21 protein-coding genes are annotated in these 26,524 nt (G+C 35.4%); 12 read left to right on the forward strand and 9 right to left on the reverse strand.

The annotated features are described in order from the left end of the window. Positions 1-20 precede the first annotated feature (20 nt). Complete coding sequence (locus tag RT228_RS07465) at positions 21-1,235, reverse strand: cysteine desulfurase (RefSeq protein WP_313138573.1); 1,215 nt, start codon at positions 1,233-1,235, stop codon at positions 21-23. A 188-nt stretch (positions 1,236-1,423) separates the two neighbouring features. Between RT228_RS07465 and RT228_RS07470 the strand changes: the two genes are divergently transcribed. From RT228_RS07470 to RT228_RS07495, 6 genes are all read left to right on the forward strand, one after another. Next, on the forward strand, positions 1,424-2,281 hold the full coding sequence (locus RT228_RS07470) for a hemin ABC transporter substrate-binding protein (RefSeq protein WP_006262482.1): 858 nt from the start codon (positions 1,424-1,426) through the stop codon (positions 2,279-2,281). Positions 2,282-2,287: 6 nt separating this feature from the next. Further along, positions 2,288-3,319 (forward strand): FecCD family ABC transporter permease, encoded by a 1,032-nt coding sequence (locus RT228_RS07475; protein WP_006262481.1) that lies wholly within the window; start codon positions 2,288-2,290, stop codon positions 3,317-3,319. Between the two features lie 2 nt (positions 3,320-3,321). Further along, complete coding sequence (locus RT228_RS07480; RefSeq protein WP_006257883.1) at positions 3,322-4,098, forward strand: heme ABC transporter ATP-binding protein; 777 nt, start codon at positions 3,322-3,324, stop codon at positions 4,096-4,098. Positions 4,099-4,109: 11 nt separating this feature from the next. Beyond that, positions 4,110-5,150, forward strand: coding sequence for a hemin-degrading factor (locus tag RT228_RS07485; protein WP_058699220.1), 1,041 nt, complete (start codon positions 4,110-4,112; stop codon positions 5,148-5,150). 436 nt (positions 5,151-5,586) lie between these two features. Further along, positions 5,587-6,564 carry a ribonucleotide-diphosphate reductase subunit beta gene (locus tag RT228_RS07490; protein ID WP_006257885.1) on the forward strand — a complete coding sequence of 326 codons (978 nt, stop codon included), beginning with the start codon at positions 5,587-5,589 and terminating at the stop codon, positions 6,562-6,564. 39 nt (positions 6,565-6,603) lie between these two features. Next, the gene (locus tag RT228_RS07495) at positions 6,604-8,298 is read left to right on the forward strand and encodes a ribonucleoside-diphosphate reductase subunit alpha (protein WP_058699219.1); all 1,695 of its coding nucleotides are present in this window, start codon (positions 6,604-6,606) and stop codon (positions 8,296-8,298) included. A 706-nt stretch (positions 8,299-9,004) separates the two neighbouring features. Here RT228_RS07495 and sufD read toward each other — a convergent pair. From sufD to RT228_RS07520, 5 genes are all read right to left on the reverse strand, one after another. Next, positions 9,005-10,324, reverse strand: a complete 1,320-nt coding sequence (gene sufD / locus RT228_RS07500; protein WP_006257887.1) for a Fe-S cluster assembly protein SufD — start codon at positions 10,322-10,324, stop codon at positions 9,005-9,007. Between the two features lie 53 nt (positions 10,325-10,377). Further along, entirely contained in the window at positions 10,378-11,130 is a 753-nt protein-coding gene (sufC, locus tag RT228_RS07505; protein WP_006257888.1) for a Fe-S cluster assembly ATPase SufC, read from the reverse strand. Between the two features lie 64 nt (positions 11,131-11,194). Beyond that, complete coding sequence (sufB, locus tag RT228_RS07510; RefSeq protein ID WP_313138574.1) at positions 11,195-12,643, reverse strand: Fe-S cluster assembly protein SufB; 1,449 nt, start codon at positions 12,641-12,643, stop codon at positions 11,195-11,197. A gap of 105 nt (positions 12,644-12,748) precedes the next feature. Next, positions 12,749-13,078, reverse strand: coding sequence for a HesB/IscA family protein (locus RT228_RS07515; protein ID WP_006257890.1), 330 nt, complete (start codon positions 13,076-13,078; stop codon positions 12,749-12,751). 447 nt (positions 13,079-13,525) lie between these two features. Further along, complete coding sequence (locus RT228_RS07520; RefSeq protein ID WP_313138575.1) at positions 13,526-13,963, reverse strand: hypothetical protein; 438 nt, start codon at positions 13,961-13,963, stop codon at positions 13,526-13,528. 402 nt (positions 13,964-14,365) lie between these two features. Between RT228_RS07520 and RT228_RS07525 the strand changes: the two genes are divergently transcribed. The 6 genes from RT228_RS07525 to RT228_RS07550 all read left to right on the forward strand — a co-directional run bounded on the left by RT228_RS07525 (position 14,366) and on the right by RT228_RS07550 (position 22,567). Beyond that, positions 14,366-15,226 (forward strand): MBL fold metallo-hydrolase, encoded by an 861-nt coding sequence (locus RT228_RS07525; protein WP_016649938.1) that lies wholly within the window; start codon positions 14,366-14,368, stop codon positions 15,224-15,226. Positions 15,227-15,302: 76 nt separating this feature from the next. Further along, positions 15,303-16,916 (forward strand): S8 family peptidase, encoded by a 1,614-nt coding sequence (locus RT228_RS07530; RefSeq protein ID WP_041888222.1) that lies wholly within the window; start codon positions 15,303-15,305, stop codon positions 16,914-16,916. A 54-nt stretch (positions 16,917-16,970) separates the two neighbouring features. Continuing rightward, positions 16,971-18,893 (forward strand): M1 family metallopeptidase, encoded by a 1,923-nt coding sequence (locus RT228_RS07535; RefSeq protein WP_313138577.1) that lies wholly within the window; start codon positions 16,971-16,973, stop codon positions 18,891-18,893. 70 nt (positions 18,894-18,963) lie between these two features. Beyond that, positions 18,964-19,365 carry a ribonuclease P protein component gene (gene rnpA, locus RT228_RS07540; protein ID WP_006262479.1) on the forward strand — a complete coding sequence of 134 codons (402 nt, stop codon included), beginning with the start codon at positions 18,964-18,966 and terminating at the stop codon, positions 19,363-19,365. A 251-nt stretch (positions 19,366-19,616) separates the two neighbouring features. Further along, on the forward strand, positions 19,617-20,486 hold the full coding sequence (locus RT228_RS07545; protein WP_006262478.1) for a tyrosine-protein phosphatase: 870 nt from the start codon (positions 19,617-19,619) through the stop codon (positions 20,484-20,486). 98 nt (positions 20,487-20,584) lie between these two features. Then, positions 20,585-22,567 carry a KUP/HAK/KT family potassium transporter gene (locus RT228_RS07550; RefSeq protein ID WP_006262477.1) on the forward strand — a complete coding sequence of 661 codons (1,983 nt, stop codon included), beginning with the start codon at positions 20,585-20,587 and terminating at the stop codon, positions 22,565-22,567. A gap of 43 nt (positions 22,568-22,610) precedes the next feature. Here the strand turns inward: RT228_RS07550 and RT228_RS07555 are convergent, their stop codons facing one another. The 3 genes from RT228_RS07555 to RT228_RS07565 all read right to left on the reverse strand — a co-directional run bounded on the left by RT228_RS07555 (position 22,611) and on the right by RT228_RS07565 (position 26,384). After that, positions 22,611-23,564, reverse strand: coding sequence for a DUF4837 family protein (locus tag RT228_RS07555; RefSeq protein WP_313138578.1), 954 nt, complete (start codon positions 23,562-23,564; stop codon positions 22,611-22,613). A gap of 65 nt (positions 23,565-23,629) precedes the next feature. After that, positions 23,630-25,138: a lytic transglycosylase domain-containing protein gene (locus RT228_RS07560; protein WP_006262475.1), complete on the reverse strand. Its 1,509-nt coding sequence runs from the start codon at positions 25,136-25,138 to the stop codon at positions 23,630-23,632. Positions 25,139-25,193: 55 nt separating this feature from the next. Next, positions 25,194-26,384, reverse strand: a complete 1,191-nt coding sequence (locus RT228_RS07565; RefSeq protein ID WP_313138579.1) for a phosphoglycerate kinase — start codon at positions 26,382-26,384, stop codon at positions 25,194-25,196. Between the last annotated feature and the right edge of the window lie 140 nt (positions 26,385-26,524).

Genomic DNA, 26,524 nt, shown 5'->3' on the forward strand with positions numbered 1-26,524 from the left:
ATATTTTCTTTATTTACTTATTATGATAACATCATTTGTGCTTTCTTCACCGCTTCTACTAACACATCGATCTCTTCTTTTGTATTATAGAAAGCAAATGAAGCTCTAATCGTACCTGGAATGCCAAAAAAGTCCATAATAGGTTGTGTACAATGATGCCCTGTACGCACAGCTACACCAAGTTTATCAACGATAACTCCAACATCATAAGGATGAATACCTTCTAGATTAAAAGAAATCACAGAGGTCTTCTCTTTAGCAGTTCCGTATATTTTAAGTCCATCTATTTCAGATAAACGTTTTGTTCCATACTCTAAAAGTTCATGTTCATAGGCTGCTATTTTATCAAACCCTATTCCGTTTAGATAATCTAAAGCAACTCCTAATACAATTCCTCCTGCGATATTCGGTGTACCTGCTTCAAATTTGTGAGGTAGACATGCATATGTAGTCTTTTCAAAAGTAACAGTCTTGATCATCTCTCCTCCTCCTTGATAAGGTGGTAGTTTGTTTAACCACTCTTCTTTTCCATAAAGAACCCCTGTACCTGTTGGCCCACACACCTTATGGCCTGAGAACACGTAGAAATCACAATCTAGGTCTTGTACATCAGGTTTAATATGTGGTGTTGCTTGAGCACCATCAATTAATACAGCAGCTCCCACTTGATGAGCTTTAGCTATAATTTTCTTAATTGGGTTGATAGTACCAAGCGCATTAGAAATATGGGTTACAGCTACTACTTTTGTATTAGAGTTTAATAGCTTGTCGAATTCTTCCATAATTAAATCACCATCCTGATTCATTGGAATAACTTTCAATGTAGCTCCTGAACGTTCACAAGCGAACTGCCATGGCACAATATTAGAATGGTGCTCCATAGCTGAAATAAGCACCTCATCACCTTCCTTAAGTAAACTACCAAAACCACTTGCCACCAAGTTTATTCCAAACGTAGTCCCTGCAGTAAACAGTACTTCATAATCATGCTTAGCATTCACATGAGCTTGTACTTTTTTACGAGCTTCTTCATACGCATCCGTAGCCAATTGACTTAGTGTATGCACACCTCTATGAATATTTGCATTGATAGTTTCGTAATATTTAACAATTGCATCCTCTACCACTTTTGGCTTTTGTGCAGTAGCTGCATTGTCAAAATAAACTAAAGGCTTGCCATTTACTGATTGAGTAAGAATTGGAAAATTCTTACGTACCTCCTTTATATCTAACATATTACTTTTCATTTAATTAAAAATACTCGTCATACTTCTTTAGTATGCAAATGTAAAAGCAAAGATAAGGATAACTATACTTTAGCCTACTAAATATTAATTTAAAATTAATCTAAATATGTTTTGTAACGCGTAAAAAAGATTCTATTTTTGCCATAATTTAGAACTATTTCAAATAAACAACTCAAATGAAAAAACTAACAGCTTTATTCCTAATCGTTACAGCAATGATGAGCTGTAATTCTAAAAAAGAACAAGAGTCAACACCAGTTGAAACGACTCAAGTAAAAGAAAGAATTATTTCTCTAAATGGAGCAATTACAGAAACACTTGTTGCTCTTGGAGAAAAAGAAAATATAATAGCAGTAGATGTAACTAGTACTTATCCTGAGGACATTAAAACAACAGCTCAAGATCTAGGACATACTTCTAAAATATCTATCGAAAGCATTATGGCGTTAAAACCAACGATTATATATGCTACAGAAAAAGACCTTAATGATGACTTTAAAAGTCAATTAGAAAAAACAAAAATACGCTTAGAAGTTATTAAACAAGAGTTCTCTTTAGAAGGAACAAAGACATTAATAAAAACAGTAGCTCAATCCTTAAACAAGGTAAACTACCAACCACTTCTAGACAAAATAGATCAAGATTTACAAGATCTTCCTTCATTTGAAAACAAGCCTAAGGTATTGTTCATCTATGCTCGTGGAGCTGCAACATTACTAGTAGCAGGAGACAAAACACCAGTAAACAATATAGTAGGTCTAGCAGGAGGACAAAATGCTGTAACAGAATTTGAAGATTTCAAACCTCTTACACCAGAATCATTACTAAACAGTAACCCAGACTATATCCTAATGTTCACTACAGGATTACAAAGTATGGGAGGTATCGATGGAGTATTAAAAATCGATGGTATCAACAAAACAAATGCTGGTAAAAACAAAAAAGTAATTGCAATGGATGGCTTATTATTAAGTGGATTCGGTCCAAGAGTAGGTCAAGCAGCGAAAGAATTAAATCAATTACTATCTGAATAAATTATAATGAAAACCAAACTCTCTTTTTACGCAATAATATTATCTGTTATCTTAATTGTAATAGCCATTGCGTCTATATTCATAGGAGTTTATCAATTTGAGTCTGGATCATTTCAGACTTTATACCAAATATTGTTCACTAAGCAAGAGGTAAATCCAAGCGACTATTATGTATTTTTTGATGTCCGACTTCCCAGAGTTCTAATGGCAATCTTAACTGGCGCTGGACTATCTCTTGCCGGAACAACACTTCAAGGGATGTTTAAGAATCCCCTTGCCTCACCTGACCTTATAGGTATTACAGCTGGCTCTGTATTATTTGCAGCAGTTACTATTGTTTTAGGATCTCACATTAAATCCTTGATCCCAGAAGCTGTACACTACTCACTACTGAGTATCATGAGCTTTATAGGAGCCATCATCACGATGACTTTTGTGTATAAAATGTCCACCACAGCAGGTAAGACGAATATCAGTGTCTTACTATTATCAGGAGTAGCTATTACTTCCCTAACAGGTGCTGCGACAGGCTTGCTTACTTATCTATCAAGCGACGAAGAGTTAAGAAACCTGACATTCTGGACCTTAGGTAGCTTAGCAGGAGCGACTTGGACTAAAGTTAGTATCCTTGCAGTAGTAATACTAGTATCTATAACCTTGTTAATCAACAAGGGAAAAGCTTTAAATGCTATGATGCTAGGAGAACGAGATGCTACCCACTTAGGAATACCAGTAGAGAAAACAAAGAAAAAAATAGTACTATTATCTGCCCTTATGGTAGGTACCATAGTAGCATTCACTGGAACTATAGGATTCGTAGGATTAATAGTTCCATATATACTTAGACTTGTTTTTAAATCGAACTATTACTTTATCCTACCCCTGTCTACACTATGTGGTAGTATATTATTATTAGTTGCAGATACAATAAGCAGAACACTAGTGCCGCCTTCAGAGATTCCGATAGGTATTCTTACTTCGATTATGGGAGCACCAGTATTTATTGCTATATTAATCAAGTTTAAAAAATCACTCTAATTATGATTGAAGCTTTTAAAATAAACTATTTAGCAAAAGGAAATTATATCATCAACGATATAGATTTCGAATGTAAAGAAGGTGAGTTTATTGCGATATTAGGTCCTAATGGAGCTGGTAAGTCTACATTCTTAAGTATACTTGCTGACGAATTACACGAAAAAGGAAACAAGGTTTTATTGAAATCATGTGAATACCCTAAATGGTGTACGAAAGAACTACCAAAGCACAAAGCTAAGTTTTCACAACATCACAATGGAGATATCCCCTTAAACGTAGAAGACGTAGTGATGATGGGTAGATATCCTTACTTTGACCACATCCCTACAGAAGAAGACAAGACTGCAGTACAGCAGAGTATGGACTGTATCGACATCTGTCCACTACAGCACAGAGAGTATAATCATCTGTCTGGTGGAGAGAAACAACGTGTCCACTTAGCTAGAGTATTATCACAGTTAAACAATAATGTTGAGAATAAGCTGTTATTCTTAGACGAACCATTGAACAATCTAGATGTACTACATCAGCATCGTATCATGGATATCATTAAAGAATTTACGTCTAAAGGAAATACAGCTATCGTAGTAATACATGATCTAAATTTAGCAGCACAGTATGCTGATAAAATACTCTTGCTACAAAAAGGGAAAAAAGTAATCTATGACACACCTGCAGAAGTATTAACTCAAGAGATCATCTCTGAGGTATATAACTTCCCATGTGTAGTAACTAAAAACCCTGTTAGCAATAATCCTTTAATAATATTTGGTATCTAAAAACAACAATTATGAGTACAAGAACACAAACATTAAAAGAACGTTGGGACGCTCTAAAGGTGACCAATCCACATATTAGAATACGCAATGCAGCCAAAGAACTTAACGCTAGTGAAATGGAACTGCTTGCTACACAAATAGGAGAATCTGTTACACGATTAAAACCTGAATTTGAAGCCATACTATCTGAAGTAGAAACTTTAGGAAAAGTAATGGCACTTACACGTAATGACGAATGTGTACACGAGAGAAAAGGTGTGTATGCTAACCCTGATTTTAGTAGCCCTCACGCTGGTCTATTCGTTAACCCTGATATTGATCTAAGAATATTCTTAAGCCACTGGAAGAAAGTATTCGCAGTAGTAGAGAAAGCAGGAGACAAAGACAGAATGAGTTTACAGTTCTTTGGTAAAGACGGTGAAGCTATTCACAAGATTTATTTAGTACCTCAGAGCAACGAAGAAGCATTCCATGCATTAGTAAAAAAATATACTTCAGAGAACCAATCAACTGAAGAAACAACAGAACCTTACTTACATAATCTAGACGAAAGATTAGATGAAGAGATAGATGTAGAAGGATTCAGAACAGAGTGGAAAGAACTAAAAGATACACATAACTTCTTTTCACTATTAAAGAAATACAACCTAACTCGTACCCAAGCATTAAGATTAGCTCCAGATGAGTACTACGCTAAGCAGATTACTAAAGATGCTATCGTAACCTTGTTAGAAGGTGCTTCAGAAGCTCAGACACCTATTATGGTCTTTGTAGGGAATAGAGGTAATATCCAGATTCACACAGGTGAAGTAAAAAGAACGATGTGGCATCAGAACTGGTACAATGTACTAGACCCAGACTTCAATATGCACCTAGATATGGATAAAATAGCACAGACATGGATAGTGCGTAAACCAACAGAAGATGGTATCGTAACTTCTGTAGAAGTATTCAACGAGATTGGCGAAATCATCGTCCAGTTCTTTGGTAAAAGAAAACCAGGAATACCTGAATTAGAACAATGGAGAGAACTAGTTGCTAAACTAGCTTAATATACTAAAAAGTGGAAGGCATACCTTCCACTTTTTTTATTTTCAGTAGGTGCCCTTCTATTCAGCAGAAATAGAAAATTACATATTTTTTAAGACTATTCTGTAAAAACTAGGAATAACAAAATGGCATTAAGACAATATCATCACAATAAACCTACTCTTAAATGATATCACCATAAAATCGACAATCACAACATTTCAACAAAGAATAGTTATCAACAGATGTTTAATAACTAATTATAATTTTCAAAGATTTTCTATTGATTTAGTCCTTAGTAAACAGTAAATTAGCTAAGATAACTTCGTCAATCTTATCTACTTACACACAAGGCTATCGCAGTGTTTAGAAGGGTTATTCACTTTTACAAAGTGGTCTTGCCAGACGTTTTAACTAGAAAAAGATTGTCCTAATTATATAATCTAATAAAATTAAGCTATGTCGATTTTTGATAAAAGAGTAAACTACAAACCGTTTGAGTATCCTGGAATTTACCAATTCACAGATGCAATTAATAAATCATTTTGGGTACATAGTGAAGTTGACTTCACAGCAGATACACAAGATTTCCACTCACACTTAACGAAAGAAGAACAACTAGCTATCAAGCACAGTTTATTAGCTATTGCTCAGATAGAAGTTGCTGTTAAGACCTTTTGGGGAAACTTATACTTACACTTTCCTAAACCAGAATTTAATGGACTAGGAAGTACATTTGCAGAATGTGAGTTTAGACACTCAGAAGCATATTCTAGATTATTAGATGTATTAGGATATAATGACGAGTTCGAGAACTTATTAACTGTCCCTGTTATTAAAGAAAGAGTAGAATATTTATCAGAAGTATTAGAAAACTCTGGTAACTATACTGACCGCAAAAAGTATGTAGTATCTCTTATCTTATTCTCTTTATTGATTGAGAACGTATCTCTGTTCAGCCAGTTTGCCATCATCTTATCTTTTACTCGTTTTAAAGGACTAATGAAAAATGTGAGCAACATCATTGCATGGACATCAGTAGACGAGCAAGTACATGCTAACGCAGGTATTTATATCGTTAATGTGATTAGAGACGAGTTCCCAGACTTCTTTGATGATGAGTTAATCAATCATGTGAATGAAGTAATCCATAAATCTATCGAGATAGAAAGCAGAATCTTAGACTGGATCTTTAGCACAGGAGAAATAGAAACGGTAAACAAAGCAGATCTATTAAACTTCATGAAGTTCAGAGTAGACGAAAGTATGCAAAAGATTGGCCTTAAAAAGGTATTTAATATCACCCACGAACAATACAAACCAATGGCTTGGTTCGAAGAAGAAGTGTTCGCAAACAGTTTAGATGATTTCTTCGCTAAGAGACCTGTTGACTATACTAAGCACGATAAGAGTTTCTCTGCAGACGACCTATTCTAAACCAAAAAATTCACTATCAAAAAAATCTAAAAGAATTCTATGAACAATTTCTCATTACCATTATTGACAGAAGACAACGATAACCTAACAGAAAAACTTTGGTGGAAAAACTCTGAAAGTGAACAAATCCTTAATAGAGGATACTTGCTTAAAGGAGAAACAGTAGAAGGTGCTATCGACCGTATCGCATCAGCTGCTGCCAGAAGACTGTATAAACCCGAATTAAAAGAATCATTCCAAGAGATGATAGAACGTGGATGGATGAGTCTAAGCTCTCCTATCTGGGCTAATATGGGTACAGAGAGAGGTCTGCCTATTTCTTGTTTTAACGTACATATTCCAGATGGTATAGAGGGAATCACACACAAACTTGGTGAAGTAATTATGCAAACCAAAATTGGTGGTGGTACATCAGGTTACTTTGGAGCGCTTCGTGAGAGAGGAAGTGCTGTAACAGATAATGGTAAGAGTAGCGGCGCTGTAAGCTTTATGAAGTTGTTCGATACAGCTATGGACACCATATCACAAGGAGGGGTACGTAGAGGTGCTTTTGCAGCATACCTAGACATAGACCATCCTGACTGTGAAGAATTCTTAAATATAAAAAACATCGGTAACCCTATTCAGAACCTATTCTATGGAGTATGTATACCAGACTACTGGATGCAAGAGATGATAGATGGGGATAGAGAGAAGAGACAGTTATGGGCTAAAGTACTAGAGAGTCGCCAACAAAAAGGTATGCCATACTTATTCTTCTCTGATAACGTGAATGGACATAAACCACAAGTATACAAGGATCTTAATATGCGTGTGAACGCAAGTAACCTTTGTTCTGAAATCATGTTACCTTCTTCTGATGACGAATCGTTCATCTGTTGTTTATCTTCTATGAACCTAGAGTTATACGACGAGTGGAAAGACACAGAAGCTGTTAAACTAGCGATCTACTTCTTAGATGCAGTACTTCAAGAGTTTATTGAAAAAACAGAAGGAAACTACTATTTAGCTGCTGCTAATCGTTTTGCTAAACGTCATAGAGCATTAGGATTAGGAGTACTAGGATGGCACTCATACTTACAGAAGAATATGATCCCATTCGAAGGACTACAAGCTAAAATGCTTACGAATCAAATATTCGATAACATTAGTACTAAAGCAGACAAAGCGTCTCAAGAATTAGCGCGTATCTATGGTGAACCAGAGATTATGAAAGGATATGGTAGACGTAACACGACTACTATGGCTATCGCTCCTACTACCTCATCATCTGCTATCTTAGGACAGACTTCTCCAGGGATAGAACCTTTTAGTAGTAACTACTATAAAGCAGGACTATCTAAAGGAAACTTCATGCGTAAGAATAAATACCTAACGAAGTTACTAGAAGAAAAAGGTCTAGACAACGAAGAAACATGGAGAACTATCATGCTTAACGGTGGTAGTGTACAGCAGATAGAAGGTCTTACTGAAGAAGAAAAAGCAGTATTCAAGACATTCAAAGAAATCAGTCAACTTGAAATCATACAACAAGCTGCTGTAAGACAGAAGTACGTAGACCAAGCACAAAGCTTAAATCTAAACATCCCTTCTGCTCTACCGATCAAGGAAGTAAACAACCTAATGATCGAAGCGTGGAAACTAGGAGTTAAAACATTGTACTACCAGCGTAGTCAGAGTGTCTCTAAAGAGATGGTAACTAACCTAGTGACTTGTAGCAGTTGCGAATCTTAAGCACTCAATCTATATTATCTTATAATCTATAAAGAGAGAATCTTCAAACAGAGGATTCTCTCTTTTTATATCCCTACTCTTCTACCTCATCGTAGTATACATTATGTCAAAGAACGTATGAACTATAATTCTGTAGACAAAACTATCACTTCATACTTTCTTTATTCTCTACACTGACTTTTATGACTCTATATGCACACTTCTAGTCTATTATGGTCGTATAAAGTGGGACACATACCACAGCATCATATAGTGCCTTTTAAGCCAATATCTCTTACTAAAAGCACACTATATAAGTAATTGTCGAAAAACAGCATACTAACACCTCTAAACACGCTCTGTGCAATACCCTTTTCTTATTTACTCACTAGCAGCAATACACAATAGCAATTCAGCTATACTGACATTTAATTGCAGTATAAAAATACGAATACTAGTAATATCTTAAAATATAGTTAAAAAAACAACACTTTATACCCTCAAATACTAAAACACAGCACGTTACATTTTTTGGCACGATATATGAAATATACTTTGTACAACAAAAACAACAAACTTTCTTTTTCTTAAGCGACCTAGCTCCCCCAATAGCTAGGTCGTTTTTATTATCATACCTAACCAATATGACCATAGCATTTATTAAATGCAAAAAGAGACTGCCTTAGGCAGTCTCTTTTATATTTGACCAAGTATAAAAAACGTGAAATTAAATTTCAAATCCCATAGATACTCCTAATTTACCAGCAATTACTTTTGCTACCTTAGATTTTAACTCAGGTACTTTTACAGACTCCATTACTTCATCTGTGAAAGCATACATTAATAATGCTTTTGCTTCTTTTTTAGGAATCCCTCTTTGACGCATATAGAACATCGCATCTTCATTAAGCTGCCCTATAGTACATCCATGCGAACACTTCACATCATCAGCGAAGATTTCTAACTGCGGTTTAGCATAGATATTAGCTTTCTCACTTAGTAAGATATTATTACTCTGTTGGAAACCATCTGTTTTCTGTGCTATTTTATCTACATAGATCTTACCATTAAATACCCCTGTAGAATTACCATCATAGATACCTTTGTAGTTCTGGTGGCTCTCACAGTTAGGTTGGTTATGAGATACTAATGTGTAGTGATCCACGTGTTGTTTATCACTGATTAGTGTCACACCTTTTAACGTACTATCAATGCGCTCTCCGTCTTGATAGAAGTTTAAATTATTTCTAATCAACTTACCTCCGAATGAGAAAGTATGAACAGAAACTCTACTCTCTTGCTTCTGAGTAATATATGTATTGTCTACTAGTGTAGCTTCTTCATTATCATTCTGTAACTTATAGAAATCTACGATAGCACGTTTATGCGCTACGATCTCAGTTACAGCATTAGTAAGTACAGTAGAGTTAGTCAAGTTCTGATGTCTTTCTACAATCTGTACATGAGCATTCTCTCCTACTACTACTAAGTTACGAGGTTGTACTAACAGAGCTTTATCCGCTACCGTAGAAAAGTATATAATCTCTATCGGCTTAGCCACTACTTTACTCTTAGGAATATTAATAAATGCTCCCTCAGTAGCAAAAGCTGTGTTTAACGCCGTCATACTATCTGTCTTATCAGCCGTATTGTTATAAAAGGCATCGATCACCATTTTATATTTAGGCTTAGTCAGTGCAGATGACATTAAACATACGTCTAAACCATCATGAGTAGTAGATGATAAATGAGAACTGAACACTCCATTGATAAACACCAATTTATACGTGTCAGAATCACTTAAGAAGTATTTCTTTACATCTTTATACTCTATCGCTGTCTCCTCTTTCTGTAATACGCGAAATTCATTCTTTAAAATTGAATTCAATGAAGTGTACTTCCACGCTTCTACTTTCTTAGTAGGAAATCCTTTATCTTCGAATGTCTTTAATGCTTCTAAACGAATATCGTGTAAACCTTCATGTTCACCTTTTAAACCTTGTTCAAAAGCCACAAAAGACGTAATTAATTTATCTTTAAGCTCCATAATTCTTTCTTTGCAATTAGATTAAAATGATTGATTCTTGAGATCTAGTATTCTTACTTCTCTAAAGAAGCTTTGATCCAATCGTATCCTTTTTCTTCTAATTCCAATGCCAATTCTTTACCTCCTGTCTTAACGATTTTACCATCGTATAATACGTGTACGAAATCTGGCACGATATAGTCTAATAAACGTTGGTAGTGCGTAATTAACACTACTGCGTTATCTTCACTTTTTAGTTTGTTCACTCCATTCGCTACGATACGTAGAGCATCGATATCTAGTCCTGAGTCAGTCTCATCTAGGATAGCTAACTTAGGCTCTAACATAGCCATCTGGAAGATCTCATTACGTTTTTTCTCACCACCAGAGAATCCTTCGTTAAGAGAACGAGATAAGAACTTTCTATCGATCTCTAATAACTCCGCTTTCTCCTTGATTTTTTTCAACATCTCGTTCGCAGGCATTTCTTCTAATCCTTGTGCTTTACGTGATTCGTTGATTGCTGTTTTCATAAAGTTAGTTACAGAAACACCAGGAATCTCTACAGGATATTGGAACGATAAGAACACCCCTTTATGAGCTCTTTCTTCTGGTCCTAATTCTCCTAACTCTTCTCCTTCTAAAAGAATCTCTCCTTCAGTAACTTCGAATGCTTCATTACCAGTGATCACAGATGATAATGTACTCTTACCAGCACCGTTAGGTCCCATGATAGCGTGTACTTCACCAGCTTTTACTTCTAAGTTAATTCCTTTTAATATTTCTTTATCTTCAACACTTGCGTGTAAATTTTTTATCTGTAACATAAATTGTCTTATTTAATTTTGTTGAGGTAATCTGATTTTTTGAACTCTTTAGTTTAGGCGTAGATTAACCTACACTTCCTTCTAAAGAAATCTCTAATAATTTTTGTGCTTCTACAGCGAACTCCATTGGCAACTTATTCAACACATCTTTAGAGAATCCGTTAACGATAAGTGCAATCGCTTTTTCTGTAGGAATACCACGTTGGTTACAATAGAAGATTTGGTCTTCACCAATCTTACTAGTTGTTGCCTCATGCTCAATCTGAGCAGTAGTATTCTTAGCCTCAATATAAGGGAATGTATGAGCACCACACTCATTACCCATTAATAAAGAGTCACATTGAGAGAAGTTACGAGCATTCTCAGCTCTAGGTCCCATATGAACCAATCCTCTATAACTATTTTGAGATTTACCAGCAGATATACCTTTCGAAATAATAGTAGACTTCGTATTCTTACCTAAGTGTATCATCTTAGTACCTGTATCCGCTTGTTGGAAATTATTCGTCACAGCGATAGAGTAAAACTCTCCGATAGAGTTATCCCCTTTTAATATACATGATGGGTACTTCCATGTCACAGCAGATCCTGTCTCTACTTGTGTCCACGAGATTTTAGCATTCTTCTCACATAGACCACGTTTAGTCACGAAGTTAAATACTCCACCTTTTCCTTCACTGTCTCCAGGGAACCAGTTCTGAACAGTAGAATACTTAATCTCAGCATCATCCATAGCGATAAGCTCTACTACAGCAGCGTGTAATTGGTTCTCGTCACGTGATGGTGCCGTACATCCCTCTAAGTAAGAAACATAACTACCCTCATCAGCGATCACTAATGTACGCTCAAACTGACCTGTACCAGCTTGGTTAATACGGAAGTATGTAGACAACTCCATAGGACAACGAACACCCTTAGGAATATAACAGAATGAACCATCAGAGAATACTGCAGAGTTCAGCGCCGCATAGAAGTTATCTGTCTGTGGTACCACAGTACCTAAATATTTCTTCACTAACTCTGGGTGAGTCTTGATCGCCTCAGAGATAGAACAGAATATAATACCTTTCTCAGCTAGAGTATCTTTAAATGTAGTCGCTACAGACACAGAGTCCATCACGATATCCATCGCTACACCAGTAAGACGCTTCTGTTCGTTAAGCGAAATACCAAGTTTATTAAAAGTCTCTATCAGTTCTGGATCCACCTCATCTAAGCTCTTATACTCATCCTTCTTCTTAGGTGCAGAGTAGTAAGATATAGCTTGAAAATCAGGTTTAGTATAGTTCACATTAGCCCATTCTGGCTCCATCATCGATTCCCAAATACGGAATGCTTCTAATCTCCAATCAGTCATCCACTCAGGCTCACCTTTCTTAGCAGAGATCGCTCTAACAATATCTTCATTTAACCCAACAGGAAATGTCTCTGACTCTATATCTGTATAGAATCCATACTCATACTCCTTGGTTTCTAATTCTTTCTTTAAATCTTCTTCTGTATACTTACTCATATATTTATACTTAAAAGCCACTACTTTCTCGTACGCTTCTTTTATTAAACTAATTATCAAAAGGAAAGAAAGACAGACGTACATCCGCCTTTCTACCTTGAGGTCTTATAATGAAAAGCTTTCTCCACATCCGCAAGTTCTACTTGCATTTGGATTGTTGAAATAAAAACCTTTACCGTTCAATCCTCCAGAATACTCTAAAGTCGTTCCTACTAGGTACAAAAAGCTTTTCTTATCCACAGCGATTCTTACACCATTGTCTTCGAAAACCTTATCGTCTTCTCCTATCTCGTGATCAAATTTTAATTGATACGAAAGTCCGGAACATCCTCCGCTAGTCACTCCTACACGTACATAATCTGTAGTATGGTTAAACCCTTCATCTTCCATCAAAAGGGCCACGCGTTTACTCGCTATATCTGAAACTTTTATCATACCTTTTTTAAAATAGATTAGTTCTAAAATTTGATTTACAAAGGTATTATAAAAAAATGGTTTCTTGTACTAACTAACATATTTATAACGATTAGAAGTTTTAATACTAATATCGATAAAAACTATCGTTAGAACTCCTTTTTTGATATTCTTTCCTAACTACTTTAGTAAAAAACCTACTGAAAACTAATCACTTAATTCGATTATTTTGCTCTACTAAAATACTTTATTGCAAATATTGTACCTTTAATTATACTATTCAAGGACATTTAAAAGAATGTATTGAACAAATCAAGGCAATATTTTTTCAAAAAGACAAAGTTATCCTTTATCAATAAAATATAAAAGCAAGAATCGATAATATTTTGAACACTAAAACAGATACTAATTCTAACTTGGAAGAATTTTAAGAGCTAAAACTAATTCTTAGCGAAAAGGAATTTTCTCCTATTCTTTTTTAAATACTTTAATTGCTCTAGTTATCTTATTTCGAACAATTACTCCCTTATTAAGGGCTGGCTTCCATACATCAAGCAAATCAAACACTCGTTTTACTTCAATATTAACCTCTTTATCACCATATCTAAGAGCTTTCGCATTACTAACAGAACCATCTATCTCAACTATAAAACTAATGATTAACAACAAAGAATCTCTATCTATAAAAATTGTAGACAAACTAAATTCCTTGTTAAAATCTTCTTCAAATCTTTTTATCCCACCAGGATATTCTGCTCTAAACTCTACTGCCGTAAAAACATCCTTCTCCTCATTTACACCTTCCTTAATATCCTCTTCCTTTGCTGCTTCCAATTTTACTTCAAATACCTGAGCACTAATTTGTTGACCAAAAAAAACAAAACAGATTATAAATAAAACTCTCATATCTACCCTTTTACACCATAATAAAAATAAACATAATACTTAATTTCTAATTCTTCATTAACTATCGCCCTCTTTTGCCCTTTTTGGTTAATATTGGAGATATTGCCTTCCTTTGGTTATTTCATCCCAACATAAACAGCTATTAATAAACACTTTACCACTTTTAATTAAAAATTTGTTCGGAAGCTGTTCGGTAATGAGCAGTGTTTACTTGGGATAAGTACCCTTTTACCGAACCGTACTAAATCTCTACCCGAAGCATCTATATACTACTATCATTTCCTTAGATAACCGATTAGATCCTCTGCTATACCAAGGCCAGTGACAGACTTTTGCAAAAAAGAGAGACTAGGAGAAATAATTTTAGTAATTTGCACCTAACTCAAATAAACTAAAACAATTATGAAACTATACGCTATAGAAAGTGGCAACTTTAAACTAGATGGTGGTGCTATGTTTGGCGTTGTTCCTAAAGTGATTTGGAACAAAACCAACCCTGCTGATGCTAATAACCTCATCGACTTAGGTGCTAGACTACTCCTTATCGAAGAGGGCAACAGACTGATCCTTATCGATACGGGGATGGGAAATAAACAATCTGATAAATTCTTTGGTTATTATAATCTATGGGGAGACCATAGCATAGATAAGTCTCTAGCTAAGCATGGCTTTCACAGAGATGACATCACAGATGTATTTTTGACACACTTACACTTCGATCACGTAGGAGGTGCTGTAAACTGGAATAGTGATAAGACAGGATATGTAAATGCTTTTAAAAACGCGAAGTACTGGACGAATGAGAATCACTGGGAATGGGCAACTAAACCGAATGCGAGAGAGAAGGCTTCTTTCTTATCAGAGAACATCCTTCCTATACAGGATAGCGGTGCACTTCACTTCATCCCAAAGGCTGAAGGAAACATACTGCACAACTCCGAATTAGGCTTTGATATCTTCTTCGCAGATGGACATACTGAGAAGCAAATGATCCCTATACTGAACTATAAAGGCAAAAAAATAGCTTATGTAGCCGATCTACTACCTACAGTAGGACATATACCACTTCCTTATGTAATGGGATACGATACAAGACCTCTGCTAACACTAGACGAAAAAGAGAAATTCTTAAAGATGGCAGCTGATGAGAATTGGTATTTGTTCTTAGAACACGATGCTCATAATGAAATCATCACTGTGCAACATACTGAAAAAGGAGTGAGACTAAATGAGAATTTAAAAGCTAATGAAATCTTAATTTAGTGTTAAGTACACTTTCAAGATGTAACTTATTTATATTTTTAGCACGAATAACATTGATAATTTAAATTTAACTATAATGCGATTGATTAAACCTTTATACCTATCAGCTGCTTTAGCATTAGCTTTAACTAGCTGTGGTACAACGAGTACGATTACCAATACACCAATCTCGGGTGTAGATAATCTACCGAAGAGAACAACAAAACTTACAGAAGAACAATTACGCAGATGGAGTCATTTAGACATCATTAATGATACTGTTCCTGGAATGTCTGTTGACAGAGCGTATGAAGAAATTCTTAAAGGAAAGAAATTACCTAAGAAAGTAATTGTAGGAGTTGTAGATTCAGGTGTTGAGATTGATCACGATGATTTAAAGACTCAAGTTTGGACAAACCCTAATGAAATAGCGGGGAATGGTATCGATGATGATAATAATGGATACATCGATGACATCCACGGATGGAACTTCTTAGGACAGTCTGTACACGAAAATGTAGAGATGGTACGTGTGATCCGTAGAGGTGATGACGGTTCTGATCAGTACAAAAGAGCTGTGAAGGAATACGACGAAGAAATAAAAAGCAACCAAGAGAGCAAACTACGTGTAGATATGCTATTGCGTGCAAATGAGCGTATCGCAAAATACCTAGATAAAAAAGACTACACAATGGATGACTTAAACAGTATTCCATTAGACGCTAATGAAGAGATCATCCATTCTAAGAATGTTATGTATAATATCTTAGCAGGTGGAAGAGAGTTATCTTGGTTAGAAGCTTACAAAAACAGTGTAGAAAGTAAAGCAAAACACCACTTAAACTTAGAGTTCGACGGTAGAAAGATAGTAGGTGATGACCATACAGATATCAATGATAGAATCTATGGGGATAACAACGTGATCGGACCTGTAAGAGAAGAGGCTAAACATGGTACTCACGTAGCTGGTATTATCGCTCAGACTCGTGGTAATAACTTAGGTGGAGACGGTGTAGCATCTGACGTAGCAGAGATCATGGCTGTAAGAGCTGTACCTGATGGAGATGAGTATGATAAGGATATCGCATTAGGTATCAGATATGCAGTAGATAACGGTGCTAAAGTAATCAACGGAAGCTTCGGTAAATACTATGAAGAAAACAGTCAGTGGGTACGTGACGCTATTAAATATGCAGAAGAGAAAGACGTACTTATCGTAGTAGCTGCAGGTAATGATGCTATGGACTTAAACATCCCTGGAGGTGTAGAGCGCTACCCTAACGATAACGTGAAGATGGGACCAGAGATCTCTAACAACTTCTTAGTAGTAGGAGCTCTTAACCCAGAGTTTGGTAAAAATATGGTGGCTCGTTTCTCTAACTATGGTGATTATGATGTAGACGTATTCGCTCCTGGAGTGAAAATTTATGCTACTGTACCAACGAATAGTTATGAGTACTTACAAGGTACTTCTATGGCTTCTCCTAACGTAGCAGGTGTTGCAGCATTAGTGAGAGCTTATTACCCAGAGTTTACAGCTGGAGAAGTGAAGAAAATCATCATGGACTCAGGTGTAGCGGTAAACTTCGACGTAGTAGTAGGTGAGAAAAAAGAAATCAGAAATTTCCAATCTATCTCTACTTCTGGTAAGTTTGTAAATGCGTACAATGCATTATTATTAGCTGAGAAATTGTCAAAAGCTAAAAAATAAAACTTGTAACTAAGTAACCCTTAATATAAAAAGCTCCACATTTATGCATAATATATGTGGAGTTTTGATTTCAAACACATTATGAAAAAAATATTACTAACTCTAGCTATTTGCTCTATTGCCCTAATAGACGCAATCGCTCAAAACAACCCAAATCCAGGTTATTGGCAACAACATGTTGACTATAAAATGGACGTAAAGATGGACGTGAAAAAGTACCAATATACAGGTACTCAAAAGTTAACTTACACAAACAATTCACCTGATACTTTAAAAGCAGTATACTTCCACCTTTACTACAACGCATTCCAACCGAATAGTGATATGGATGCGCTATTATCAAATATCGCTGATCCTGACTCTCGTATGGTAGATACTAAAACAGTGAGAGGAAGAAAAGTATTTGAAAGTAGAATCACAAAGCTAAAAGATAACGAAATAGGATACCTAAAGGTATCTAAAATGATGCAAGATGGTGAGGCTTTAGAGACGAAAGAAGTAGGTACTGTACTAGAGGTGACTCTAAAAAAACCTATCGCTCCTAAGTCATCTACTGTATTCACAATGAACTTCGATGGACAAGCTCCTGTAATGATCCGTAGAGCTGGTAGAAACTCTAAAGAGGGTGTAGCACTGTCTATGTCTCAATGGTTCCCTAAGATCGCTGAATATGACTTCGAAGGATGGCATGCTGAGCAGTATCTAGGTAGAGAGTTCCACAGTGTATGGGGTGACTTCGACGTAAAAATTACGTTAGATAAAAACTATATCTTGGGTGGTACAGGTAATATCGTAAATAATAATGAGGTAGGATATGGATACCAAGATGCTGGTATCGATGATAATTCTATCAAAAAAGGTAAAGAGCTTACATGGCACTTTAAAGCTGAGAATGTACTAGACTTTACATGGGGAGCAGACCCTAACTTCATACACGATACGTATGATGGACCTGATGGAGTGAAACTTCACTTCTTATATAAAAACAATCCTGCTATTATAGATAACTGGAAAAAACTACAGCCTGTAACAGCAGAGTTAATGAAATTCTTCAATGAGAATGTAGGTCCTTATCCTTATAACCAATACTCTGTAATACAAGGTGGTGATGGAGGTATGGAATACTCTATGTGTACCCTAATCACAGGCGAGAGATCATTCCCAAGCTTAGCAGGAGTGACAGCTCATGAGTTAGCGCACAGTTGGTTCCAACATGCTTTAGCTACTAATGAGACGAAACACGAATGGATGGATGAAGGGTTTACTTCATTTATCTCTGACCTAGCGATGCTAAAGATCTTACCTAAAGACCAACAAGAAGATGTGAACCCGTTCGGATCTACTTATAAGAGCTACTATAGCTTAGTGTCTAAGGGAATGCAAGAGCCATTAAGCACACATGCAGATCATTACTTGACCAATAGAGCTTATTCTACTTCTGCATACAGCAGAGGGTCTATCTTCTTAACTCAATTAGCTTACTTAATCGGGTGGGATAATATGATGACTACACTGAGAACGTACTATAATGAATACAAGTTCACTCACCCTACTCCTAATGACTTCAAGCGTGTAGCTGAGAAAGTATCTGGTGCTGTATTAGACCAATATTTAATCGACTGGACACAGACGAACAACACGATAGACTACTCTATCTTATTCGTAGAAGAGGTACAGAAAAACCAAACTTTAGTTACTTTAGGTAGAATGGGAAGAATGGGTATGCCTTTAGATATTTTAGTAGAATACGAAGATGGTTCTATAGAGACATTCTATATTCCTTATACTTCAATGCACTGGATCAAACCTAACCAGTACGTACAATACGAAAGAACAGTGTTAGATGGATGGGGATGGGCTCAACCAGAATATAAGTTCACAATCAATAAACCAAAAGGTGCTATTAAGAAAATAGTGATCGACCCAAGCCAGTTTATGGCTGATGTAAATCAAGAAAATAGTATCTATACAAAATAGAAATAGGCCGCAGTAGCGGCCTATTTTATTTATAAATATTTCATATTCCTTTGCTACCTTTGCAGTCTATATGGAACAAAAAAAATACAATTATCCTAAAAAGGAAAAGCTAAAAAGCAAAACTGTAATCGAAGAGTTATTTACAACTGGTAAAACTGTGAGTAAATACCCTTTGAGAATGGTATACGTGCAAATAGCTAATCAAGAAGACCTCCCTCTAAAAGTAGGAGTATCTGTATCTAAACGCCATTTTAAAAAGGCGGTAGATAGAAACTATTTTAAAAGATTACTACGCGAAGCATATAGGCAGAATAAACACTTACTACTAGAAAATATAGATAAGCCTTATGCAATGATGCTATTCTATCAATCTAAAGATAGATTAACATTCAAAGATGTAAACGAGAAGATGATTAAGCTTTTCGAGAAATTCATAGACGCTACAACAGAAAAAAAAGAAGACAACTCTTAATAGTTTGTCTTTTTTACATCTTATATTTGCACTATATTAAAAATACACTTAACTTAATAGTTTTCTGATTATTAATCATTAAATACTAATAAATAAGTATCTTTTTATTGTTTAAAGGTATTGTTTATTCTTGATTGAGTTGATCATTTTTACAATATCTAGCATCTAATGCTACTTACATGTAAGAGTTCAGAAAAGCATTGTTATAAATATACCTGAGTTTGTTCAGGCTTTAAAATAGTGATAGCTCTATGCAAAATTTAGAAAAAGGAAATTGTTTAATCGAAACAGATAGTGATGTAGAACACATCTCTACACCTAACAAAAGCACTCTAGACCTTAATACTACACACAAAGCTCTTGAAGTAGCGAATAACAGATTGCGCCAACTACCTTTAGAAGGTCAGTCTAACTTCAGAGATCTAGGCGGATATCAAACAGAGGACAACAAAACAGTCAAATGGGGATGCTTATTTCGCTCAGGACAATTGAGCAACCTAACTGACGTAGATCTAAACTACCTAAGCTCACTTCCGCTGACTACAATAGTAGACTTTAGAAGTGAAGAAGAAAGTCAAGAACAAAAAACACTGTTACCTAAGACAGTTACTAATGAAGTACTTCTACCAATCACTCCTGGTAATCTTAGTAAGAATCAGGTCATGCAGATCGTACAAGAAGGAGATATAAACCTAGCTACTAAACTCTTAGTGGATATCAATGAACAACTGGTACTCCACAACCAAAGTCAATACAAAGCTTTCTTTAGAGAGGTAGAATGTTCTGAGGCTCCACTAATGTTTAACTGTACTGCAGGTAAAGATAGAACAGGCTTCGCTGCTGCTCTACTCCTATCTGCTCTAGGTGTGAATCAACATACAGTGATAGAAGATTACCTATTGACTAATCAATATGTCAATCTCGATATACAACAGATACAACAACAATTTAATCTAGAAACACAACAAGCCGAAACACTTCTAACCCTATTCACAGTACAAGAACAATTCTTAGCAAAAGCATTGAATACTATAGAAGAATATTATAATTCTGTAGAACAGTACCTAACAGAAATATTAGAAGTGGATATCGCTTTATTAAAAGCAAAATATCTTTACTAAACTAAGACTAGCCATGGAGTGGTATATATTCCTATTCTGACTATTAGCTTATTAGTAACCATATCGTTACAAATTACAAGTTTAAATCCGACACTTTTATGCAAGCACAGTCATCACATGGCCACAGTTCTCAATTGAATAAAATAACCTTAGGAACACTACTGGTGACCTTAGGTATTATCTATGGAGACATTGGTACATCCCCACTTTATGTAATGAAAGCCATCATAGGAAAAGAGATTATCCGAGAGGATATTGTCTTAGGAGCTATTTCATGCGTTTTTTGGACCTTAACCTTACAGACGACCATTAAGTATGTTTTTCTAACCCTAAAGGCAGATAATAATGGTGAAGGAGGTATATTCTCACTCTATACTTTAGTCAAGAGGTTGAAGAAACGTTGGTTAATCATTCCTGCTATTATTGGAGGTAGTGCACTATTAGCCGATGGTATCATCACCCCTCCTATCTCTATATCATCTGCTATAGAAGGACTTAGAATATATGAACCAAACCTACAGACTATTCCGATAGTGATAGGAATTATCTTTATTCTCTTTGTCATCCAACAATTTGGTACCAAGGCTATTGGCAAATTCTTTGGCCCTATGATGACTTTGTGGTTCTTAATGATAGGGATAATTGGTCTATTTCACTTAATGGATAACCTTACAGTACTAAAGGCTTTAAATCCTTATTATGCAGTTCATTTACTTTCTATACACTCAGAAGGATATTTTGTATTGGGATTTGTCTTTCTATGTACTACAGGTGCAGAAGCACTTTATAGTGATCTAGGACATTGTGGGATAAAGAATATACGCATCACTTGGGCATTTGTAAAAGCGATGCTAGTATTGTGTTATTTTGGACAAGGAGCTTATTTAATCAACTTTTCTAACCAAACACTACTACAACTATCACCGGATAATCAAAACCCCGCAAACCCTTTCTTTTTAGTTATGCCTGAGTGGTTCTTGCCATTTGGTATAGCCATTGCAACAATAGCGGCTGTAATCGCATCACAAGCCCTAATAAGCGGATCATTTACACTAATCAATGAAGCGATAAGACTTAACTTATGGCCAAAAGTAAAAGTAAAATTCCCGACCAATGTAAAAGGTCAATTATATATTCCTTCTATCAACTGGTTACTATTCTTAGGCTGTGTATTCGTGGTACTACACTTCGAAGAGTCAGGTAATATGGAGGCTGCGTATGGACTAGCAATTACCTTGTGTATGATCATGACTACAATCTTACTAGGCTACTATATGTACCTAAAACGTGTACATATTGTTGTAATCGTATTAGTCGAACTAATATACCTAAGCTTAGAGGTCTCATTCTTTATTGCTAACGTTCAGAAGTTCACTCATGGTGGTTATGTTACTGTTATCATAGCGTCTTTACTAGCAGGTACGATGATTATAAACTACTTAGCTAAGAAAATTAGAAAGAACTATACTGAGTTTGTCAATATAGAACAGTATAAAGACATTCTTCTAGATATCAGTGGAGATACAAGCATTCCTAAATTTGCTTCTAATCTAATCTATCTAACCAACTCCAATACATGCTCTAAAATAGAGTACAAAGCGCTGTATTCTATCACACAACGTAGACCTAAAAGAGCAGATAACTATTGGTTCATACATGTGAATGTAAGTGATCAACCTTATAACTTAGAATACAAAATACAGAAGATGGGTGCTGATAATATTATCCGTGTTGACTTTTATCTAGGTTTTAGAAATGACCAAAAGATCAGTGTACTCATGAAACAAGTACTTAAAGAGCTAACAGAAACAGGAGAAGTAGATGTAATCAGTAAATACACCTCTTTACAAAAAAACAATATCTATACAGACTTTGAATATGTATTGATAGAGAAAGAATTGTCTTATGACAATGAACTACCTGCTCATGAAACAATCATACTTACACTATATGAATGGCTTAAAAAACTAGCACTATCAGAAGAAAAGGCCTTTGGTCTTGACAGTAGTGCTGTAACAGTAGAACGATTCCCTATGGTGATAAACCCAATAGAAGAATTACCTTTACACAGAAGGTATTAATACATAAAAAGGCGTTCAGTGATGAACGCCTTTTTACTTCTATTTAATTTGTTTCGCTCTCATTAAACTTTAATGAGTTTACGATTGATTCTACTTCCATTAAGATACCTCTCTTTCCCATAGCAGGATTATATACTAACCCTTCTATAAACAGGTACCTACTAGCTGATTCATCCCGGAATACATAACTCATATAAGGACCACTCATAAAGCTATTATGCATGTCCCAATCTCCAGTGAACTCATATACCTTTCTTCCTTGTCTTACAAACTCTTTATTGTTTGGAATAAACCCTTCATTGAGCCTTAGATACGAATTATCTTCTATAGAATGTATATACTTTCCATTTACGGAGTCCTTTACTGCTAATAAGTTATTTAGAATAGTATCATCTCTATTCTCTATTCTATCCATTGGCACATCATAAATCAGAATATTACTATTACCTGAAGCAATATTCTTTTTAAACCATACAAAGTGGTAATTACTTCCAACCAACTTATACGTAGTGGGCAAATTAAGGCTTACCTGAAACTTGTCTTGAAAATAATCAATATCAACTATCTTCCCTTCAAGAATACGCTTTGCAACGACATCAAACTCAGATCGCAAAATAGAACTCACAATCGAGTCTGAATTCTTCTTAAACTCGCTTATTAGCCCCTTCCTAGAATCTCCGCTAACTGTAAAGTACATCTGACCAGCAGTATACTTATCTTTCTCAAACAGAATACTATTATTACTATAGTTATCCGAAAAGACGATTATATTTCTTCTATTCTTAGTACGTGAAGAAAATAGATTAGGTGAGATCTGTTCTAAAGAAAAAGTAGACTCTGGTGGTGTAATTCCTTCTATAGGTACAGCCAGATGTTCTCTTATACTATCTCCTACACTACCATACCATAACCTGTCATTAATCACTATAAGTATCTGATGAGGTTCGTCCATAGGATTATTAGATCTATTCTTAGCAGACCGATCTCTACACCCCATAAGGGCAAATAATACTAACAATAAGCAACCTAGATACTTCACACTATACTCTCCTATCTTCTATTCTAATTAAGTCTTAACTTCATACCTGGACGAATGTCATCTGAGTCCTTCATATTATTTAAGGACTTTAATTTAGTCACAGTCACTCCAGCAAACTTCTTACTTATAGAGGATAATGAATCTCCTCTCTGCACAGTATAGAAATTATTCTTAGTACCGCCTGACGCTTGAGCCACCGCTTTTTTACCTACTACTAATTTCTTACCAGGGTAAATTAGATTTCCTTTTAGATTATTTAATTTCTTTAATTGTGCAACCGAAATACCGTATTTATTAGCAATAGTACCTACACTCTCACCCTTGCGTATCGTGTGATAACGCGGATTAACAGAGCTACTTTCTACTATAGATTCTGCAACTACAGCATAGTTTGGTTGTTCCTTTTTAGAATCTAAAAAATCTACATAAGCATACATCTTTTCTTCATTAGAGGCCATTAAACCTATTTTCTTTATAGGTAGTCTTAAGAAGTTCAACTTACCACTATCATAAGGAATCACTTGTAACTTATAAGTAGGGTTTAAGAACTCTATTTCTTCTTTAGATACATCTAATAAATTAGCGATTTGGTCAAAAGACATTGTTTTCTTAATCGCTATTGTATCAGTCTCCACTACCTTTATAGGTGCATTTTTAGACGTGATACCATGCTCTTTTGCATATTCAAAAATATACATAGTAGCGTAGAATGCAGGCAAATAGTTTTGTGTTTCACGTGGAAGATTTGGTCTAATATTCCAGTAATTCGTATATCCATTAGAACGACGAATCGCTTTACTCACGTTACCTGGTCCAGCGTTATATGATGCTAATACTAAATCCCAATCACCAAACATACCATACAAGTCTGATAAAAACTTAGCAGCTGCCTCAGATGACTTTAATGGATCTATACGATCATCTATATAAGAAGTTACTTCTAGATTATATTGTTTACCTGTAGGATACATGAATTGCCATAGACCAGTAGCTCCCACTCTAGAACGAGCTACAGGATTAAGTGCAGATTCTACTATAGATAAATATTTAACCTCTAAAGGAACATTTTGTTTTGCTAATTGCTCCTCAAACATCGGGAAATAGTACTCTGATAAGCCTAATAACCTCTCAAAAGAACGTTTTCTATTCTTTAAAAATGACTTGATCACTCGCTCTAATGTTTCATTGTATTCAACATTAAAAGGTGTTTTCTCATTTAATCTTTTTAAACGTTCTTTTAAAAGCTCAGTAGGTAATTCATCAAAACGAACATCTCCTTCGTCAAAGTTTGCATCAGCTAACTCATTCTCTAGCTCATTAAATAAATCTTGGTTCAATAACTCATTCAACCAGCGCTTCTCTATAGAGGCACTACTAGCATGGTTAACGAATGTCTTTTTAATAGAGTCCAGATACACCTCTGGGCTCATTTCTTTCTTTGATACTTCTGTAAGCGTACTAGGCTCATTCTGTCCCATGACTGAGTACGAAAAAAGACCGCATGCTAATAAAGTTAATACTTTGTAATTCATCGCGCTATGTATTATAAAATCCCTATGCTTAATATATAAGCATAGGGACCTACTATTATTCTTGTATTGCTTTAATTCCTGGTAATACTTGACCTTCCAACATTTCCAACATTGCTCCACCTCCAGTAGAAACATAACTCATCTTAGGCGCTAGACCGAACTGTTTTACAGCAGCTACAGAGTCTCCACCTCCTACTAAAGAAAAAGTACCATTTTTAGTAGCTTCAGCAATGAAGTTACCTAACTCGATCGTACCATTCGCGAATTTCTCCATCTCGAATACTCCTAAAGGACCATTCCACAAGATGATTTTTGACTCAGCTACCACAGGTTTTAAGCTTTCTAATGTCTTAGGACCTACGTCTAAACCTTGCCATCCATTAGGAATTTCATTAGCAGCTACCACTTGTACATTTGCATCAGCAGCGAATGCATCAGCAGCCAAAATATCCACAGGTAAGTGTACTTGTACATTCTTCTCTTTCGCTTTTTTCAAGATATCTAAAGCTAATTCTAGCTTATCATCTTCGCAAATAGAATTACCGATCTTACCACCTAGAGCTTTAATAAATGTAAAAGTCATCCCTCCACCGATAATCATGTGATCTATCTTATCTAAGATATTCTCGATAATCGTAATTTTAGAAGATACTTTAGAACCACCTAATACAGCTGTAACAGGCTTATCAGTACTATTCAATACTTTATTTAAACTCTCTATCTCTTTAGCTAATAAATAACCAAAGCATTTTTTATCAGCAAAGTACTTCGCTACGATAGTAGTAGAAGCATGTGCTCTATGTGCAGTACCAAAAGCATCATTCACATAAAAATCAGCTAACTCCGCTAATTGTTTTGAGAACCCTTCATCACCTTTTTCTTCCTCTGCGTAGAAACGTAGATTCTCTAATAAGATGATATCACCAGCTTTACTAGCTGCGATAGCTTCCTTAACAGTACTTCCTACACAGTCGTTCACAAAAGTAACTTTATGTCCTAAAATCTCTTCTGTTTTTGCAACGATATGACGTAGTGAATACTTGTCATTGCGCTCTCCCTTAGGTCTTCCTAAGTGAGACATTAAGATAGCTACACCACCCTCTTTTACTATTTTTTCAATAGTAGGTTTTGCAGCCTCTATTCTATTTGTATCTGTAACATTAAAATTCTCATCTAGGGGAACATTAAAGTCAACTCTAACCAACACCTTTTGATTTTTAAAATCAAAACTATCAATAGATTTCATCTTTACTTTTTTATATATTTTACGATAAGTTACACAAATATAAATCTTTTTCGATATCAGACTACCTGATTATTATATTGTTAAACGAAAATTTTAACATATTACACTCATTAGTCTTTTATAAATACACCATTAAACCA

The organism is Myroides sp. (assembly GCF_032073645.1).
In the GTDB taxonomy this organism is placed as follows: domain Bacteria; phylum Bacteroidota; class Bacteroidia; order Flavobacteriales; family Flavobacteriaceae; genus Flavobacterium; species Flavobacterium odoratimimum.